The organism is Desulfonatronum thiosulfatophilum, from assembly GCF_900104215.1.
Taxonomy (GTDB): domain Bacteria; phylum Desulfobacterota; class Desulfovibrionia; order Desulfovibrionales; family Desulfonatronaceae; genus Desulfonatronum; species Desulfonatronum thiosulfatophilum.
The window spans coordinates 80,568-97,586 of the sequence record NZ_FMXO01000002.1; the positions used below are offsets into that span (position 1 = coordinate 80,568).

General features: G+C 54.9%; 15 protein-coding genes, 1 other RNA gene and 1 pseudogene. 3 read left to right on the plus strand and 14 right to left on the minus strand.

Annotation, left to right across the window (positions count from 1 at the left end):
* Positions 1–160: 160 nt before the first annotated feature.
* A complete protein-coding gene (locus BLP93_RS01890; RefSeq protein WP_279615048.1) occupies positions 161–670 on the minus strand; it encodes a type 1 glutamine amidotransferase domain-containing protein in 510 nt (169 codons plus the stop codon).
* Between the two features lie 260 nt (positions 671–930).
* Between BLP93_RS01890 and BLP93_RS01895 the strand changes: the two genes are divergently transcribed.
* Complete coding sequence (locus BLP93_RS01895) at positions 931–1,380, plus strand: hemerythrin domain-containing protein (protein ID WP_092116662.1); 450 nt, start codon at positions 931–933, stop codon at positions 1,378–1,380.
* Between the two features lie 86 nt (positions 1,381–1,466).
* Complete coding sequence (locus tag BLP93_RS01900) at positions 1,467–1,949, plus strand: DUF2383 domain-containing protein (RefSeq protein ID WP_092116664.1); 483 nt, start codon at positions 1,467–1,469, stop codon at positions 1,947–1,949.
* A gap of 122 nt (positions 1,950–2,071) precedes the next feature.
* Here the strand turns inward: BLP93_RS01900 and BLP93_RS01905 are convergent, their stop codons facing one another.
* Positions 2,072–2,533, minus strand: a complete 462-nt coding sequence (locus BLP93_RS01905) for a DUF2892 domain-containing protein (protein ID WP_139162888.1) — start codon at positions 2,531–2,533, stop codon at positions 2,072–2,074.
* A 46-nt stretch (positions 2,534–2,579) separates the two neighbouring features.
* Positions 2,580–3,785, minus strand: a complete 1,206-nt coding sequence (locus BLP93_RS01910) for a hypothetical protein (protein WP_092116666.1) — start codon at positions 3,783–3,785, stop codon at positions 2,580–2,582.
* Between the two features lie 192 nt (positions 3,786–3,977).
* Here BLP93_RS01910 and BLP93_RS01915 point away from each other — a divergent pair, with 192 nt between their 5' ends.
* A complete protein-coding gene (locus BLP93_RS01915) occupies positions 3,978–4,205 on the plus strand; it encodes a hypothetical protein (RefSeq protein ID WP_092116667.1) in 228 nt (75 codons plus the stop codon).
* 51 nt (positions 4,206–4,256) lie between these two features.
* On the opposite strand, the gene uvrA is transcribed toward BLP93_RS01915, so the two are convergent.
* From uvrA to pgsA, 11 genes and pseudogenes are all read right to left on the minus strand, one after another.
* Positions 4,257–7,016 (minus strand): excinuclease ABC subunit UvrA, encoded by a 2,760-nt coding sequence (uvrA, locus tag BLP93_RS01920; protein WP_092116669.1) that lies wholly within the window; start codon positions 7,014–7,016, stop codon positions 4,257–4,259.
* A 508-nt stretch (positions 7,017–7,524) separates the two neighbouring features.
* Positions 7,525–8,079 carry a hypothetical protein gene (locus BLP93_RS01925; RefSeq protein ID WP_092116671.1) on the minus strand — a complete coding sequence of 185 codons (555 nt, stop codon included), beginning with the start codon at positions 8,077–8,079 and terminating at the stop codon, positions 7,525–7,527.
* 56 nt (positions 8,080–8,135) lie between these two features.
* A complete protein-coding gene (locus BLP93_RS01930) occupies positions 8,136–8,996 on the minus strand; it encodes a 4-hydroxybenzoate octaprenyltransferase (RefSeq protein ID WP_092116673.1) in 861 nt (286 codons plus the stop codon).
* Positions 8,997–9,046: 50 nt separating this feature from the next.
* Positions 9,047–10,270 carry a tyrosine--tRNA ligase gene (gene tyrS, locus BLP93_RS01935; RefSeq protein ID WP_092116675.1) on the minus strand — a complete coding sequence of 408 codons (1,224 nt, stop codon included), beginning with the start codon at positions 10,268–10,270 and terminating at the stop codon, positions 9,047–9,049.
* 115 nt (positions 10,271–10,385) lie between these two features.
* Positions 10,386–11,945, minus strand: coding sequence for a ribonuclease Y (gene rny / locus BLP93_RS01940; RefSeq protein WP_092116677.1), 1,560 nt, complete (start codon positions 11,943–11,945; stop codon positions 10,386–10,388).
* A 249-nt stretch (positions 11,946–12,194) separates the two neighbouring features.
* Positions 12,195–12,377: non-coding RNA, 6S RNA (gene ssrS / locus BLP93_RS01945), on the minus strand.
* 69 nt (positions 12,378–12,446) lie between these two features.
* Positions 12,447–12,689, minus strand: a pseudogene (gene zapA, locus BLP93_RS01950) (cell division protein ZapA); the annotation flags it as partial.
* Between the two features lie 7 nt (positions 12,690–12,696).
* On the minus strand, positions 12,697–12,873 hold the full coding sequence (locus tag BLP93_RS16870; RefSeq protein ID WP_153304272.1) for a hypothetical protein: 177 nt from the start codon (positions 12,871–12,873) through the stop codon (positions 12,697–12,699).
* Positions 12,874–12,986: 113 nt separating this feature from the next.
* Positions 12,987–14,363, minus strand: a complete 1,377-nt coding sequence (glmU, locus tag BLP93_RS01955) for a bifunctional UDP-N-acetylglucosamine diphosphorylase/glucosamine-1-phosphate N-acetyltransferase GlmU (RefSeq protein WP_092116679.1) — start codon at positions 14,361–14,363, stop codon at positions 12,987–12,989.
* A gap of 361 nt (positions 14,364–14,724) precedes the next feature.
* Positions 14,725–16,182 (minus strand): outer membrane homotrimeric porin, encoded by a 1,458-nt coding sequence (locus BLP93_RS01960; protein ID WP_092116681.1) that lies wholly within the window; start codon positions 16,180–16,182, stop codon positions 14,725–14,727.
* Positions 16,183–16,451: 269 nt separating this feature from the next.
* Positions 16,452–17,015, minus strand: a complete 564-nt coding sequence (pgsA, locus tag BLP93_RS01965; RefSeq protein WP_092116683.1) for a CDP-diacylglycerol--glycerol-3-phosphate 3-phosphatidyltransferase — start codon at positions 17,013–17,015, stop codon at positions 16,452–16,454.
* Between the last annotated feature and the right edge of the window lie 4 nt (positions 17,016–17,019).

Below are 17,019 nucleotides of genomic sequence, written 5' to 3' on the forward strand. Positions count from 1 at the left end.
AATGAGCAAGCTTTTCCAAGCGCGTCATGCCCGCGAAGGCAGGGCATCCAGGCCATGCTTGCCGCAATTTATTGAGCAATTACTTTACGATCGCATCTGGAAAAACCGGGTGAGCCGTGAGAGTGCAACCCACTCGGTCTTTGTCAAACATCATTGAACCTCATTCAAGGAGCCGAACGGATTCCCGGATGAATGCCGGGATGTCGTCCGGATTTCGGCTGGATACCAGATTGCCGTCCACCACCACCTCGCTGTCCTGAAATTTTGCCCCGGCGTTCTTGATGTCCTGAACAATGGACTTGTAGCCGGTGACTTGGCGTCCTTGCAGGACATCCGCCGTGATCAGCAGTTGCGGGCCGTGGCAAATCGAGAAGACCGGCTTGCCCGAATTCATGAACATTCTCACGAAGTGGACAGGTGCTTCATGGGCGCGCAACATATCGGGTGAAAATCCCCCAGGTATCAACAACGCATCAAAGTCATCCGGACTGACATCGGCAACTGCCTTGTCGATTTCCACAGGGGTCTGCTTTGATTTCCCCTTGACCGTCTTGCCTGCCTCAAGCCCAACGTTAATCACCTCATGACCTTTTTCACGAAACGCCTTCACAGGCTCAGTGTATTCCACATCCTCGAAATAATCCGTTAAAATAGCAGCAATCTTCATCATCACGCCCCCCCCCAATTGATAAAAGGTTCCTGTTCATGACGAATATATGTCTGGATTGCATGCTTCCCAATAAAGCAGACTACTTAGATTGATGGCCAAATTCTTGTAGGTTTTTCCGTGAATTCTCAATTCTCATCTGAATTCTACCGAATCCTTGTGATTGGATTACGTAATATCCAGTATTTGCAAGGTAATCATTCATATTAGACTTGGTTCAAGAAATACCGCCAAGGAAATCAACATCACCAAGGAGAACTACGATGCCCCATGAATTGTTGCAGACAATTGAGAAAGAGCATCTGAATATCAAAGAATTGCTCCATAAAATCGAAAACAAGTCGGCAAGAGCCGTCAAAACAAAAGATGATCTGTTCATGAAGCTGAAACGGGAACTGATCCCGCACATGAAAGGTGAGGAAAAACATTTCTATCCTCTCCTGATGAACAAGAAAGCCGGAAAACAGGTTGGAATGGAAGCCATGGAAGAACACCACGCCGCGGAAATGCTGCTCAAGGAACTGGACCAGCTTCCCACGAGCGAGGAAAACTGGGATGCGAAATTCGCTGTTTTCGCGGAAATACTTAGACACCACATCCAGGAGGAAGAGGACAACGTGTTCGATGCCGCGCAAGAAGTACTCGAAACTGATGAACTGGATAAGGCGATGTCCGCTTATGTCGAAGAGAAAAAATCATATGATATTAAGTAGACTTTTCTGGAATTACGGCGTCCGCTCTTCGTAAACCTCATGAGCGGAAATCATGAACCGTAAACATCTTCAACAGGAGCTGCAAAATGGACAAGGATCAAGCATTTAAAAATTTAATCCATCTTGTACAATTGGATATTGATGCCGTGCATGCGTACGATCAGGCGATCAAGAACATTGATGTACCGGCAATCAAGGATCAGTTGCTCAAATTCCGGGATGATCACAAACGACATGTCGACGAGCTTTCCCCGGAGATTACCGCCCTGGGTGGAACACCGCCGGAATTCTCTAAGGATTTTAAAGGATATCTGATCTCCGGATTCACTTCACTCAGGAGTTCAACCGGCACGGAGGGCGCTTTGAAGGCCATGCATTCCAATGAAAAGATGACCAACAAGAACTATGATGAAGCTATGACCTGGTCGCTGCCGGAATCGGCAAAGGCCATCGTGACGAAAGGCTTCAATGACGAGCGCATTCACATAGACTACATTGCGAGAACCCTTGATAAACGAACCTGGGAAGGTATGGAAAACACATCTTCAAGTTCCACTTTGAACCCGTGATGCGTGACATACATCCAGAAATTATTGTCACGACAGGAAATGGCCCCGCTAAGCAGAGTTCGTACCTTCTCAACTAGAGCCTGTTGGATCGCTGATCCAACAGGCTCCGTCTTTCCACATGTTCATCGACTCGCCGTAATGATCGCTTCACGGGAAGCGCCTGTATCGTGGGCGGTTTTCTCGCAAAATTCCTGAAAATCACCACGCAGCGCCTTGAGCGCATATCTCTCGACATCGATCTCTCCCTTCGTCCGGACTCCCATCCGCCGAAAAACCGACAAAGGCGGGCACCAGCCCTGCAAGGCATGCTGCAGCAGAAAACCGGATACCATGACCGGCAGAGCAAACCATTTCCGGCTTGACAGGGCTCCGAGCCCCATTCCCAGCAGGATCAGCGATGACGCATTGGCCTGAAGAGTTCTTTCGATATCCCATTCCTCGTCCAATTCTTCAAGGCGTTGATCAATGGACAATGGACCGTTGATGACGCATTCGCTAATGTTTTTCACTGTCTGTTCGCGAATCTGTTGATTGATGTATTCGGGTGTGTGTTCGGCGACGCGAGTTGCGGATTTGGGTAACATGGACAACCTCCTTTGGGATGAATGGATTCATGATCTCCTCAAATGCTCAACTTCGGAAACGTTCCACAGGATGGGGACCCTTCAGTTCTTGTCGGTAATCCTTGCCTTTGCCCTGAACATGCTTTTCGATCACTTCTTCGCTCGGCACACCTCCCGCATTCACAACTTCCTGGTACATATGATAATTCGAGTTCTTCGGAACCTGGTCGCCGGGGACGAATTCCGTTCCCTGAGCATTGAAATCAGCTTGTTCCGCCAGAATACTGCGGACATAGTCAATGTTCGACTCGAAGATCAGCGGGGCCGGCAACTGCTTTGGCAGCATGGATTCCGGGTCCATGCGCATCATTTTCTTCATCAGCTCGCAGGCCAGCCGAAGATGCTCGATTTCCATGGCCAGATGCAGCTCCCATATCTTCTTGACCTGAGGATCAGGTTCCTGCTCCATCATGGAATGATAGAGCCAACATTCGTTGTATTCGTGCATCACCAGCTTTTCGAACCAGCTTTCCCGGGGATCCGCCAGGGAAGCGTAATGGGTCACATGCTGCTCCTCGATCATACCGATTTCCAGATAGAGCCCGCGGCCCAGCATTTCTTCCGGCCGGTTGCCGACGTTCATGTAGAAATTCATGGTCTGCTGCTCCGCCGCGGTAATTGTCAGCACATGCAGCTTGGTCAAAGGATCGGCTGTTTTGGCGTCGTAATGCTTGCGCACGTCGTCGCCGGGATGACGATGCTCCAGCATGGTGGGCCGGCCGACGGTAATTTCCGTGTATTTACCGGTTATCTCCTCGGCGGCCTTGCCTTGCACCATATTCAGAAGATTTGCGTATCGATACAGATGGTCGAAATCCTCAAGCAAGGCGAAATCCAGGGCTGCCTTGACATAGGGATCGGGTTCGGTACGAGCCAGAAACGCCGTCAGATCCACGGCAACCTGCTCATATCCGATGGTTACCTCCAACACGCTTTCATTACCGGGAATCAGCCAGTTGATGGCCTTTTGCTGCTGCTGCTCCACGCGCCGGGTCATGGCCAGCATCTGATTCACGGCCATGTCCGGGGAATGACGTGAAAACTGATGGCTGAAGATGACGCCTTCCACCTCGATTCCGTTCATGAATATGCCCCGGGTCCGACTGTACGGATGCACGCTGTTCTTGTCGTAGGGCTTCACATTCAATTCAGACCAGTTCCGAAGCTGCTTCTCGAGAGGTATTCCTTTTTCCTGCAATGGATTGAAACTCATGACAAACCTCCATATTTGGGATCGCCCGTAGTAGATGGTTGATGACACTGCGTAAGTGTCATTCAAAGAAGGTTCGCCATACATCGGGTAAATTCCCTATCCCGCGGATGAGGGATATGTACGCGGAAAAAGTCTTATACGTATTTTGCTCCTACTTTGAACAAACAGGATGCATCCGAGCACCAAATACTCATGGAAAATTATCAGAGAGGAATGGCAAAAAAATATCCACCTCCCGATATGCGGAAGGTGGATTTCGAAACAAGATTTTCAAAAAAGAAAGGAACTACTCAGCTCACCCCAGTAAAAGCGGACTGGATACCCGCCTTCGCGGGTATGACTGATCCGGAGACGGCATTGAAAATGCAAGTCATTCCCGCGAAGGCGGGAATCCAGGTCATGCTTGCCACATTTTATTGAAAAGCTAACCTTTTCCTGGTCTGAAGCTGAGGAGTTACAAAGAAAACTGGATTAATGTGATTCTCTTAAAAACCTTCCGGTGGCGGATTTCGGGTTTGCCTGGATCTCTTCGGGAGTGCCCATGGCCACGATCCGGCCTCCGGCCTCGCCTCCTCCGGGGCCCAGGTCGATGACGTAATCCGCGGCGCGGACGACATCCAGATTGTGTTCGATGACCACCACGGAGGCGCCTTTGTCCACCAGCTTCTGCAGCACCTGGATCAGTTTGCCGGTTTCATGCATGTGCAGCCCGGTGGTGGGTTCGTCCAGAATGTACAGGGCGCCGGGCAGGCTGCGCTTGCCGAGTTCGCGGGAAATTTTGATCCGCTGCGCTTCGCCGCCGGACAAGGTGGTGGCCGGCTGGCCCAGGCGCAGGTATTCCAGGCCGACTTCCTGGAGCACTTCCAGACGGCGCTCCAGGGCCGTGTAGTTGGTGAAGAACTGCCGCGCCTCGGCCACGGTCAGATCCAGGACCTGGGCGATGTTCAACCCCTTGTACTCGATGCCCAGGGTCTCCCTGTTGTAGCGCTGCCCGTTGCAGACTTCGCAGGTCACGAACACGTCCGGCAGAAAATGCATTTCCACGCGGATCTGGCCGTCGCCCTGGCAGGCCTCGCACCGGCCTCCGGAAACGTTGAAACTGAAACGTCCCGGCGTGTAGCCGCGTTTGCGGGACTCGATGGTCGTGGCGAAAATCTTGCGGATTTCGTCGAACACCTTGGTGTATGTGGCCGGATTGGAACGGGGGGTGCGGCCGATGGGCGTCTGGTCGATGGCGATGATCTTTTCCACCAGTTCCAGCCCTTCGATGCCGCTGATCTTGCCCGGCGAGTCTACCTTGATGCCCTGGGCCAGCGCGATGTGCTTGTACAACGAATCCACCACCAGGGAGCTCTTGCCGGAACCGGAGACCCCGGTCACGCAGACCAGGCTCTTCAAGGGGATGGTGCAATCCAGATTCTGCAAATTATTGGTGCGCACGCCGCGCAGAACGAGCACGTTCTCGGCCGGTCGACGCCTTTCCGGAGGATGAATGACCAGATCGCCCCGGAGATACTTCCCGGTCAGGGAATCCGGATGCCCGAGCATTCCTTCCACCTTGCCGCCAAAAACAAGATGCCCTCCCAGGGCTCCGGATCCCGGTCCAAGTTCCAGGACGTGATCCGCGGCCCGGATGGTGGCTTCATCATGTTCAACAACCAGCACGGTATTCCCCCGGCTCTGCAGATCCCGCAACGAGGCCAGCAGCCGGGCGTTGTCGCGCGGGTGCAGTCCGATGCTCGGCTCATCCAGGACATAGGTCACCCCCACCAGACCGGAGCCCAATTGGCCGGCCAGCCGGATGCGCTGGGCTTCACCGCCGGACAAGGTCGACATTGTCCGGGCCAAACTCAGATAATCCAGGCCGACCCGGACCAGGAAATCCAGGCGGTGGGTCAACTCCTTGAGCAGCGGGCCGGCGATGAATTCCTGCTGCCCGGCAAAACTCTGCTCGCGAAGCCACTCCAGGGCCCTGACCACGGGCAGGCTGCAGAATTCAAAAATATTCAAATTGCCGACCCGGGCCGCAAGCGCCTCGGGCTTCAACCGCGCCCCCTCGCAGGTTGGACAGGGGCGATTTTGGCGAAAACGGGACAGCTCATCGCGCCATACCGGGCCGAGAACCTGATGCCCACGATCCAGAAGCGGCACGACTCCTTCCCACGAGGCTTTCACATCCCCTTGAAACAACGCATCCCATGCCGCAGGCGACAATTCGGCCAGGGGAGTGTCCAGGGTGAATCCATGCTGTTTGCCCAATTGGTGCAGACTTTCCTCGTATCGCGCCAGAGCAGCGGGCTTGCGCCAAGGGATGACGCCACCTTGACGCAGACTGAGCCCCTTGTTCGGAGCCAGCAGGTCGGGCTCGAAATATTCCACGCTGCCGATCCCTGAACAGGTCGGGCAGGCGCCCTGGGGACTGTTGAAGGAAAACAGCTGGGGCGTGAGCGGCGGCAGACTGATGTCGCATTGCGTGCAGACGGAAGTGGTGCTGAAGACCATTTCCGGGCCGTCCACGATCTGAATGGAAATCCGGCCCTTGCCGTGCTTGAGGGCCAGTTCCAGGGAATCGGCCAGTCTGTTGCGAATATCCGGCCCGGCAACCAGCCGGTCCACGACGAGTTCCAGGGTGTGGCGCTGGTTCTTGGTTATCTCCGGCAACGGGTCCAGGGGCGTCACCGTCCCATCCACCCGAACCCGGACAAAGCCCTGGCCCTTCAGCTTGCGCATCAAGTCCTGCTGCGTGCCCTTCTGGTTTTCCACCAGAGGCGCCAGGAGCAGAAAGCGCGTCTTTTCCGGCAGCGACAGCACGGAATCGATGATCTCATCCTGACTCCGGGCTTCAATGGCCTGCCCGCACTTGGGGCAACTCATCCGGCCCAGCCGGGCGTAGAAGACCCGCAAGTAGTCGTAGACCTCGGTCACCGTTCCGACGGTGGATCGGGGATTGCGGGTCAACGTCTGCTGTTCCAGGGAGATGGCCGGGGACAAGCCATCGATCTTGTCCACCTGGGGCTTGTCCAGTTGCGGCAGAAACTGGCGGGCGTAGGCGGACAGCGACTCCACATAACGCCGCTGCCCCTCGGCATAAATGATGTCGAACGCCAAGGTGGACTTGCCCGACCCGGAAGGCCCACAGACCACCACCAGCTTGTCCCTTGGAATATCCAGGGAAAGGTTCTTCAGGTTGTGGTGCCGGGCGCCTTCGATGTGAATTACTGATTCAGCCATAATGAAATGAAAAAGGCCCGGTAAGGGCCTTGGAGTGAAAATGTGTTTAAAGAATACGTTGAAGACACGTATCTATTCAGCACCCCTTGCGAGCCAGGACTCGGTCCGGCTTGCCTTGATTTTGCAGTCTCGCATTGTTTGACTGAGCCAGGATTCGTTCATCGAACCATTGCCGGACTCCTGAAGCACAAAATGCTGTTTATTCACGCAATGGTTCGATGTTACGAAGCCGGCGAAGGAGTTTGCGAGGCTGCAAAATCAAGGCAAGCCGGACATTGGCTGAGTAGTTACGAAGACACAGCATATAATTGCTCAAAAACCCGTGGCAACCATGGCCTGGATGCCCGCTCCCCGTCTGCACGAGGACAGGCTTCGCGGGCATGTCGCGCTTTGGCAAGCGTACTAATTGAATCATCCCCCACGAAGGCGGGAATCCAGGAGGCCAGGGAGTGTTCGTACCGGCCCGACGTTATTGAGCAGATGCCACGGCTTGTGTCTTCAAACGCCGTTAAACAAATGAGCGAACAAACAAGTCCGCAATGGCCTTTCTGCCATTGTCTTCCAGAAACCGGGTTCCGGTTCCGGTGAAGTGCTTGTGGCCGATGACCGGAGCGTCCTGGGGCTGCCATTCCGCCTGCTCCCAACGAAACCAGCCATTTTTGTCCTGATCGTAGACAAACAGCGGCTTGTTGCAGATCTTCGCGAACTCCGCTCCCCATCCCGTGCCGCCCTTGACGGTGTTGTCGTCCTGGATCGTGCCGACGACATAAATCTCCATGCCGCTATTGACCTGATACCAGATGGTCTGAAGCACTTGGCGCATGATGGGCGCATTGGAATAGGTCCTGTTCAGCAGGCGGGAAACATACGTCATGCTCACGTCGCCGCGGCGCAGTTCCTCCTGAGTCAAGACCCGTATCCCCCTGGTTCGAACAATCTGATGTCCTTCGAAGGTGAAGTTGACTTCGGCAACGCCGTACTTTTCAGCCAATGCTCCGAATTCCGTCTCGGCCCCCGTGGCCCCGCCGCTGTACAGAATGCAATCCTGTGCATTGATGTTCATGGAATTCTCCTTTTTCCAGTCAATTATGGGGAATATTCAGCTCGCCGAGAGCCGATTCAAAGCGCCAGATCCAGTAAAACGCCGACGAACAACAAAGCGGCAACAGCGCCGTTGAGGGTGAAAAACGACATGTTCAGGCGACTCAGGTCTCCGGGCGAAACAATGCGGTGTTCCATGTAGAGCACCGTGCCGACCACGGCCCAGGCCAGGAAATAGATCCACCCCAGGGATGCCGCGAATCCGGCCAGAAGAAAGAACAAGGCTGCCTGGACATGGCTGAACCGGGAAAGGACAAAAGCTGTTTCCAGCCCGAAGGCGGCCGGTACGGAGTGCAAGGCATGGGACTTGTCGAACTCGGCATCCTGGGCCGCGTACAGGATGTCGAACCCGGCCACCCAGAACAGAACGCCGAAGAACAGGAGGAATGCCGGCAAGGTGAACTGGGGATCAAAGGCGATCCAGCCGGCAATAGGCGCCAAACCAAGCACGGAGCCAAGAAAATAATGACAGAGCCAGGTGAATCGCTTGGTCAGACTGTAGGCCGCGGACCAGATCAGGGCCGGTCCGGACAGGATCAGGCACAAGGTGTTCAAGCCGGCGCAGGCCAGCACGAACAGCACCGCCGTGACCAGACAGAAAACAACGGTGAAGCGGACGCTCAGCTCCCCGGTCACCAAAGGGCGGGACTGGGTCCGCGGATTCAAGCGGTCAAACCGCAGATCCAAAATCCGATTCATGGCCATGGCAAAGGATCGGATCATGACCATGGCCAGGGTCAGCAGCAAAAACACCCGCCACCCCGGCCATCCGCCGGCGGCCAGAAAAACACCGGTATAGGCGAAGGGCAGGGCAAAAATCGAGTGCTCGATCTTGACCATGTTCAAGACAAGACGTGTTCGTTCGCGAAAATCAGTCATGGGGTTTATTCGGCATATGATTCAGTTTGCTCAGGCATAGCCCATTCCCGTCACTGGACGACAACCCGCAAAAAGCGCTTCTTTCCGACCTTGAGCACATGCTCTCCCGCTTCCAGCGTCTGCTCCGGGTCATGGATCTTTTCGCCGTTGACGGTACATGCGCCCTGGCGGCACAGGCGTTTGGCCTCGGCGCGGGACGGGCAGAGACCGGCGGCGTCCATGATTGCCAGAAGTCGGCTTTCAGGGCCATTGGCAACATGGAACTCGTCCATGTCTTCCGGGTTTTCCTTCTTGGCGAACACCCGCTCAAACCCCTCCTGGGCCTCCCGGGCCTGCTGTGCGCCGTGAAAGCGGGTCGTCAATTCCAGGGCCAAACCGACCTTGGCCTGTTTGGGATGCAGGCGGCCCTGATCCACATCCTCGCGCAAAGCGGAAATGCGGTCCAGGGACAAGTCCGACAGAAGCTCGTAATACCGCCACATCAACTGATCCGAGACGGACATCAGCTTGCCGAACATGTCGCTTGGCGGCTCTTCGATCCCGATATAATTCCCCAAGGATTTGCTCATCTTCTGTACGCCGTCAAGCCCCTCGAGGATCGGGACGGTCAGGATCACCTGGGGCTCCTGGCCATAGTTGCGCTGCAGGGTGCGCCCCATGAGCAGATTGAACTTCTGGTCCGTTCCGCCCATTTCCACGTCCGCGCGCAAGGCAACGGAATCATAGCCCTGGACCAGGGGGTACAAAAATTCATGGACCGCAATGGGCTTGCCGGATGCGTAGCGATTCGAGAAATCCTCCCGCTCCAGCATTCTGGCCACGGTGTACTGCGAGCACAAGCGGACGAAGTCCGCCGAGCTGAAGGTGTCCATCCAGTGGGAATTGAAGGCCACGGTGGTCTTCTCGGGGTCGAGAATCTTGAACACCTGTCGCTTGTAGGTCTCGGCATTGGCCAGGACAGCTTCCCGGGTCAGAGTCTTCCGGGTCTCGGACTTTCCGGAGGGATCGCCGATCATTCCCGTAAAATCACCGATCAGAAAAATGACGTCATGGCCTTGCTCCTGGAAGTGCTTCAATTTCTGGATCAAGACCGTATGCCCGAGGTGGATATCCGGAGCAGTGGGATCAAATCCGGCTTTGACGCGCAGGGGCCTGCCGCGACCGATCTTGGTCTTCAGCTCTTCCAGATCGATGATTTCTACGGTACCGCGCTGGATCTGCTCCAGTTCGGGCTCGGTTACAACCCGTCCGGGGGTTTCTGCTGTGGAATTCATTGCATTAGCCTTATAATTGTCCGGGAAAGGGGCAGACGCAAGGCCTGCCCCTGAATGAAGGATACCAACGGAACACCGTCGCGCCGGCTATCAGCGGCAGTCGTGAGGCCTGCACCTATTTGGCGTATCCCACGGCCCTTCGCTCGCGGATCACGGTCACGCGAATCTGTCCGGGATAGGTCAGGTTTTGTTCAATCTTCTTGGTCAGATCAGTGCAAAGCAAAAAGGTCTTGTCGTCGTCCACCATATCCGACTCGACAACCACGCGCAGCTCACGTCCGGCCTGTATGGCGAATGCCTTGGACACGCCTTCCATGTCCGTGGCCATGCCTTCCAAATCCTCCAGGCGCTTGACGTAGTTTTCCAGCAGTTCCTTGCGCGCTCCGGGCCGCGCTCCGGACAAGCTGTCCGCGGCCTGAACCAGAACAGCCAGAATGCTTTTGGGCGGAACTTCTTCATGGTGCGCGGCAATGGCGTGCACGATGTCCTTCCCCTCCCCGTACTTCTTGGCCAGGTCCGCGCCGATGGTGGCATGCGGGCCTTCGACTTCGTGGTCCACTGCCTTGCCGATGTCATGCAGCAATCCGGCGCGCTTGGCCTTCTTGACATCCAGATTCAGCTCCGCGGCCATGATGCCGCAGACAAAGGCGACTTCCAGGGAATGCTGCAGGACGTTCTGAGAAAAACTGGTCCGATACCGAAGCTGCCCGAGCAGGCGGATGATCTCCGGATGGATGCCGTGCACTCCAACGTCGAACGTGGCCTGTTCACCCCATTCCCGGAGCTTGACGTCCATTTCCTGCTCGACCTTTTTGACGATGTCCTCGATCCTGGCCGGATGGATTCTTCCATCGCTGATCAAGCGCTCCAGAGACTGCTTGGCGATCTCACGACGCAACGGACTGTAGGCCGAGAGAATCACCGTCTCCGGCGTGTCGTCGATGATCAGGTCAACGCCGGTTGCGGCTTCCAGGGCCCTGATGTTGCGGCCTTCACGGCCGATGATCCGCCCTTTCATGTCGTCGCTGGGCAAGGCCACCGAAGAGACGGTCTGTTCGGCCACGAAATCGCCCGCATACCGTTGAATAGCCGTGGCGAGAATCTCCTTGGCTTTTCTGTCCGCGGTCTCACGGGTTTCACTCTCGATCTGCCGAATGGTCTTGGCCGACTCGTGGCGGGCCTGACTTTCGATCTCTTCCATCAACCGTTTTTTGGCTTCTTCCACGGTCAGGCCTGAAATCTCCTGCAGCCGTTTTTGCTGTGTTTCCGTAAGTTCCGCGAGTCGTTCTTCCTGGACTGCAAAATCCCGTTCGCGCTGGATAAGGCTCTTTTCAAGATAGACGATTTCGCTTTCCTTCTGGGAAATCTTCTCCAGCTTGTGCTCCAGTCGTTCTTCCTTTTCCAGGAGCCGAGACTCCTGTTTTTTCAGTTCATGTTCACGGTCCCGGTAATCCTGCTCCTGCTCCTTTTTCCGCCTGAATATTTCATCCTGGGCTTGCAGCAGATACTCTTTTTTCTGGACCTGAGCTTCCTTGCGGGCTTCCTCAAGGATCTTGCTCGCCAGTTGTTCAGTCTCTTTAAGCTTCGTTCCGGAGATATGTCGTTGGCCCAGATGCACGAGCCCACCTCCGACAACTATCCCCAAAATGAATACCAACACCGACCATATTGTCATGGGATTCTCCCCTTAACCAAAATCATGTCACCCATCACGGGAATGGGCCGCACAAACGCAATCCCCACCTATCAACGAGGACGAAAACCACCCTCATGCGCTTCCGCACGGTGTATATTAATCAGGGAGCATGAAAAAACGCCGGATCAGAATAGATTCCGGCCTGGGAGAGAACTGGAGGGGCTGACGAATCGATACGTGAATTTACTTGAAGAAATATCGAAGCAACAAAAAGTGAGGTTTATTGAAATAACCCCCGGAAGGCCGTGTCATGAGCTTCTTTGAACCTTGCTTAGCAAGGTGGGCGCCACTATCCGGACTCAGGCTCCCCAGAATGAACTGGGTCTGCGCACCATCCGGTTGGAAGCGGCTCCCGAATAATCTATATTGGCTCAAAAAAGTAATCGATGATCACGAACCTTCCAGGGTGGTAAACTGTTCCGATTGTTTATCAATATTCCCGGCAGTATCATTCTCGGCAGTATCGTTTCGCTCAATCCGATGAAGCAATGTTTCCAGCTTTGTCTCCAACTGCCCCAATTTTATGCATGTCAGGAGATAATCATCCGCTAAGCCCAAAGCCAAAAAAGCCAGGAGCTTTTCTCTGCTCATGTGTTTGCCCTGCGTTTTCAATACGGCAAACCGTTCTTCAAGCACCTTTCGTGCTGCTGCAACTTGAGCCTGATCCGCATCAGCCTTAAATGCCAGTTCCAGGCCCAAGACGGATACGGTATGACTGGGCATGCGCAAATTATATAGACACTTCTTGGATTTTCTTCAAGAGGCCGTCAATACGGTCCAGAACTTCCTGTTTTTGACCTTTTTCTGAATTCAGTTCCTCTTGGAGTCGCACATTTTCGGCTTCCACATTGCGAATCCGCTCCAGCAGTCGTTCAATTTTTTCTTCGAATTGAGTGAGTATGTCCATGACTTTTTCTTATCCCGGAACGTCTCAAATGATCAAGATAATTATCTGGAAAAACGAGATCCGATTCATGGTTCATGAATCCAGGTTCGACATTGCATCTACTCGTGGATTTCTTAGTCCTTGGACTTGCGAGAGTAACATTGCTGCTTGCCTCGTGCAACAGCAAGGCTGTCATCCGGAACGTCTTTCGTGATCACGGATCCCGCGCCGACCAGGGAATTTGCACCGACCTTCACCGGCGCAACCAGCGCCGTATTGCTGCCGATGAATGCGCCGGGGCCGATCTCGGTAGTATGTTTGCGCTTCCCGTCATAGTTGCAGGTGATGGTCCCGGCGCCGATATTCGCACCTGAGCCGACAACGGCGTCGCCGAGATAGCTCAAATGGCCGGCTTTGGCTTTCCTGCCGAGGGTAGCCTTTTTCATCTCCACAAAATTTCCGACCCTGGACTGATCCTCCAGAACAGCGTCCGGGCGCAGGCGGGCAAAGGGGCCGGCAACGCAATCTTCATGCAGGGTCGCGCCTTCAAGATGCGAGAAGCACCGAACGACGCTTCGTGAACCGATCCGGGAGTTGTTGATCCAGGTATTGGACTCCACCACGGCACCCTTGGCGACATGCGATGCCCCGTAAATTTCACACGGCCCGAACAGTTCGGCTCCCGGCTCCACAACGACGCGCGGTCCGATCCTGGCAGCGCTGGGGTTATGAATCGTCACGCCGGATTGCAGCAGTCGCTGCACGATTCGGTGACGCTGGACATCCTCGGAAGCAGCCAATTCCAAAGGACTGTTCACGCCCATGAAGGCAGGAGCGTCCTGGGCATCCATGGTTTCGACATGCAAGCCGTCGGCAACTGCCAGATCGACAAGGTCGGTCAGGTAGTATTCCTGCTGGCGATTGTCCGCGGATATCCGTGAAAGAAGCGGCCCCATGGTCGCCACGCGCAAAAGATAGACGCCGGCATTGACTTCACCCGTCGGCGAACCATGCAGTTTCTCGTCAAAGTCCTTGGCCTCCACGATCCCTTTGACGACTCCGGAAGCATCGCGCAGGACACGGCCGTAGGATTGCGGGTCAGCCAAAGTCAGCGTGATGAAACCCAGATCGCCCTTGCTCTGGGCCAAGGTTTCACAAAAGTTGCGAAGGACATCGCCGTCAATCAACGGCGTATCGCCGTTGACCACCAGACACCATTCGGCTCCGCTCTCCAGCACATCCGGCCAACCGCACAGCACGGCATGGCCCGTGCCCAGTTGTTGGTCCTGAAGCACAAAGGTCTCTGCCGGGCACAGATCGCGAATCATGTCCGCCCGATGACCGATGATCGTCCGCAACCCATCACCGACCAGAGGCCGAACAGACTCCAGCACATACCACAGCATGGGCTCGCCCAGAAGTGTGTGCAGTACTTTTGGCTTGTCGGAATGCATCCGCGTTCCCTTGCCCGCCGCGAGAACAAGAGCTGAAAGAGACCGGCTGAAATTCATGGCTATCCTTTTGAGATCTGATGACCCGCCGCCATTAGCCCGCGGATCGGATTGAAAATATCATGGCTGTCATGGTTCCCCACCTCCAGCCCCTTTTTGTTTTTTTATACCTCCCCGCCCCATGAATCAACCGGCATACCGGTCCCTGCTGGATGCGGATGATCATGCCTCCCATGGAAATCTTATACCTGCCAAAACGTGCCACACTGGGTGCGACACATTCCAGGGGGGAAGGAGGGCCGCACCAGGAAACAATTGAGGCATGCACGGAATGTGATGGAGAACTTCTCGTTTCCCACATAAAAAAAGCCGGGGCGTGAGCCCCGGCTTCCATGCGGCGATATGGGAAGGAAAGTGTTATTTAGAACCTGTAGATGAAACCAGCGGCAGCTTTCCAGGCATCGTCCTTAGCCAGGTTGCTACGAGTTGTTGTGCCCAGATTGTCCAGATCCAACTTGCCCCAACCCAGTTCCAAACGAGCGGCCAAGTTTTCATAGATCTGGTAATTGCTGTCAAAGGTGACTTCGTAGTACTTGTCATCCTTGGTGAACAGCTGGCGGTTGGCGGTGTTGTTGGTGCCCTTGGCAAACATAAAGATCACGTCGTGGCTGAGCCGATCGATGAAGCTGATGTCGCCGAGCTTGGCGCCCAAAGCCCACATGCCCAAGGTACCATTAGTGGCCCAGTATTGGTCGATTCTTGCGGCGGGATTATCACCGATAGTGTCTGTGGCAAGATCAAACATGAAGCTGCGCAGGATGGCGTCCGTGCCGCCGCCGAAGGCGGAGCCGGTCATACCCAAAGCGGTGGGAGCCCAGGAGGTGCCGTCGGTGCCGATGGTGGGCATGCGTTTGCCGTTGATTCTGCCGTCTTCATTGGTATATCCAGAACCTTCACCGCTCTCGTACAGGAAGAACAACTCGGGGGTCAGCATCGGCATGCGGTACTGGACGGCCAAGTCGGCGATGAAGCCGCGAGCCTTCATGTTGTCGCCGAGATTAACACGTCCATAGTTGAAATCGCCAAAGAAAACGATGGGATCCAACATATCCACGGTGAAGTTCACGCCACCAAACCACTGGTTGGCATTCTTGAAGGGATTATCAACTCCAGGAACGGGTGCAGCGGGTACAGCCGAAGCACCTCCAAATCTATGATTCAAGTAATCCTTGCCCCAACGAGCATACACGGCAAAGGGGTTCAAGGTCACGCCATCCATGGCGATGGGCAGAACGGCAGCGAACACGTCTACTTCGTCATTCCACTTGTGATCGACGAGCTCACCCTGGGTGACGTCGTAAGGACGAGCCCAGGCAACGGTCAAGCCCATCATTTCATTAAAAGGAACGATGGCGGCCAAGGCGGCGACGTCAGCGGACAGGATGTGGGAACCGTAGGTGCTGGGCAGGGCGAAACCCTGGATACCTGCCTTAACGGCAGCTGCGGTACCGGGAACGTTGAACTGAATAAAAGCGTTCTTGGTGGCGATGTTGACGCCGTCAGCGTTCAATGCGCCGCCGGAATTGGGGCCGATGTTTGCGCGACCCTCAGCACCTTGCGTTCTTCCCCAAGCAACGTTACCAATTTCCAGGTGCAAAACGCCCTTCAAGTTTTCGCTGGCGATAAACTCGAACTGGGTGCGCACCCGCTGCATGGCCTGAAACTTGTCTACTTTAACATCATTGTTGAAATCAGCGTTCTTCAGGTAGTTGAAGTGTACACGCCAGGTGCCCTTTGCCTGAATTTCCACGGCTTGGGCCATGCCCACGGTGCCGAGGATAAAAGCGGCCATGATGGCCAGAACCAATAATCTTTTCATACCTTCCTCCTTTTGCGGTTCAATAAACATTTCCTTCCACACAATCGCCACACTTCGCCGATGAAGAGCCCCTTCATCGGCTGGAAATCCTTCTACGTTCGCCTGGAAGATTTTGTCAAGCGAAAAAACCATTTTTTTGACGGAAAATAAAAATTTTTATACTCGCCAAAAATTTGAACCCGCCTCGAATGTTTTAATTCCCGCTTTGCCTTCAGACAGCCCCCAACATCCGTGACATACTATCGTGCGCAATGGATGATGTTCGCTGGTCAGAAATGCTTTTGCCGGTAATAGCCAACTCCGATGAACACGTAGTGCATTCCGGACAATATTGAGACAACCGCGACAGCGATTACAAGAAATTGCACCAATCCGGCCAAAGGCATTGCGAGGGAATAGGCGCTCAGAACGACGACAACCAAGAGAACCTGGCCGCACGTGTTCAATTTGCCCAGCACCGTCGGCCGGACACGGTTGCGCACGTCCACGCCGTTGAGTTGCAGCAGGCCAATGCCGCCGAGAATGACGAATTCGCGCGCGATGACCAGCACCGCCAGCCAGTTCGCGATCAGGCCGACAATGCCCAGACAGGCATACGCCGTGACCAACAGCAGCTTGTCCGCGATGGGGTCCAGCATCGCTCCCAACCGGCTTCCCTGGTTCAGCCTTCTTGCCAAATAACCGTCCAGCGCGTCGCTCAGCCCGGCGACAAGAAAAAGGGCCAGGGCGATCCCGAATTGCTCCGTGATGAACATCATCACGAACACGGGAACCAGAATCATCCGGGCGACGGTGATCAGGTTGGGTATGGTCCAGTTTCCGGCAGGAGACATCCCG

Bases quoted from the DNA above. Each gene is read 5' to 3' on its own strand.
- BLP93_RS01890 (WP_279615048.1), bottom strand. From the start codon at position 670: ATGATGAAGATTGCTGCTATTTTAACGGATTATTTCGAGGATGTGGAA.
- BLP93_RS01895 (WP_092116662.1), top strand. From the start codon at position 931: ATGCCCCATGAATTGTTGCAGACAATTGAGAAAGAGCATCTGAATATC.
- BLP93_RS01900 (WP_092116664.1), top strand. From the start codon at position 1,467: ATGGACAAGGATCAAGCATTTAAAAATTTAATCCATCTTGTACAATTG.
- BLP93_RS01905 (WP_139162888.1), bottom strand. From the start codon at position 2,533: ATGTTACCCAAATCCGCAACTCGCGTCGCCGAACACACACCCGAATAC.
- BLP93_RS01910 (WP_092116666.1), bottom strand. From the start codon at position 3,785: ATGAGTTTCAATCCATTGCAGGAAAAAGGAATACCTCTCGAGAAGCAG.
- BLP93_RS01915 (WP_092116667.1), top strand. From the start codon at position 3,978: ATGGAAAATTATCAGAGAGGAATGGCAAAAAAATATCCACCTCCCGAT.
- uvrA (WP_092116669.1), bottom strand. From the start codon at position 7,016: ATGGCTGAATCAGTAATTCACATCGAAGGCGCCCGGCACCACAACCTG.
- BLP93_RS01925 (WP_092116671.1), bottom strand. From the start codon at position 8,079: ATGAACATCAATGCACAGGATTGCATTCTGTACAGCGGCGGGGCCACG.
- BLP93_RS01930 (WP_092116673.1), bottom strand. From the start codon at position 8,996: ATGACTGATTTTCGCGAACGAACACGTCTTGTCTTGAACATGGTCAAG.
- tyrS (WP_092116675.1), bottom strand. From the start codon at position 10,270: ATGAATTCCACAGCAGAAACCCCCGGACGGGTTGTAACCGAGCCCGAA.
- rny (WP_092116677.1), bottom strand. From the start codon at position 11,945: ATGACAATATGGTCGGTGTTGGTATTCATTTTGGGGATAGTTGTCGGA.
- BLP93_RS16870 (WP_153304272.1), bottom strand. From the start codon at position 12,873: ATGGACATACTCACTCAATTCGAAGAAAAAATTGAACGACTGCTGGAG.
- glmU (WP_092116679.1), bottom strand. From the start codon at position 14,363: ATGAATTTCAGCCGGTCTCTTTCAGCTCTTGTTCTCGCGGCGGGCAAG.
- BLP93_RS01960 (WP_092116681.1), bottom strand. From the start codon at position 16,182: ATGAAAAGATTATTGGTTCTGGCCATCATGGCCGCTTTTATCCTCGGC.
- pgsA (WP_092116683.1), bottom strand. From the start codon at position 17,015: ATGTCTCCTGCCGGAAACTGGACCATACCCAACCTGATCACCGTCGCC.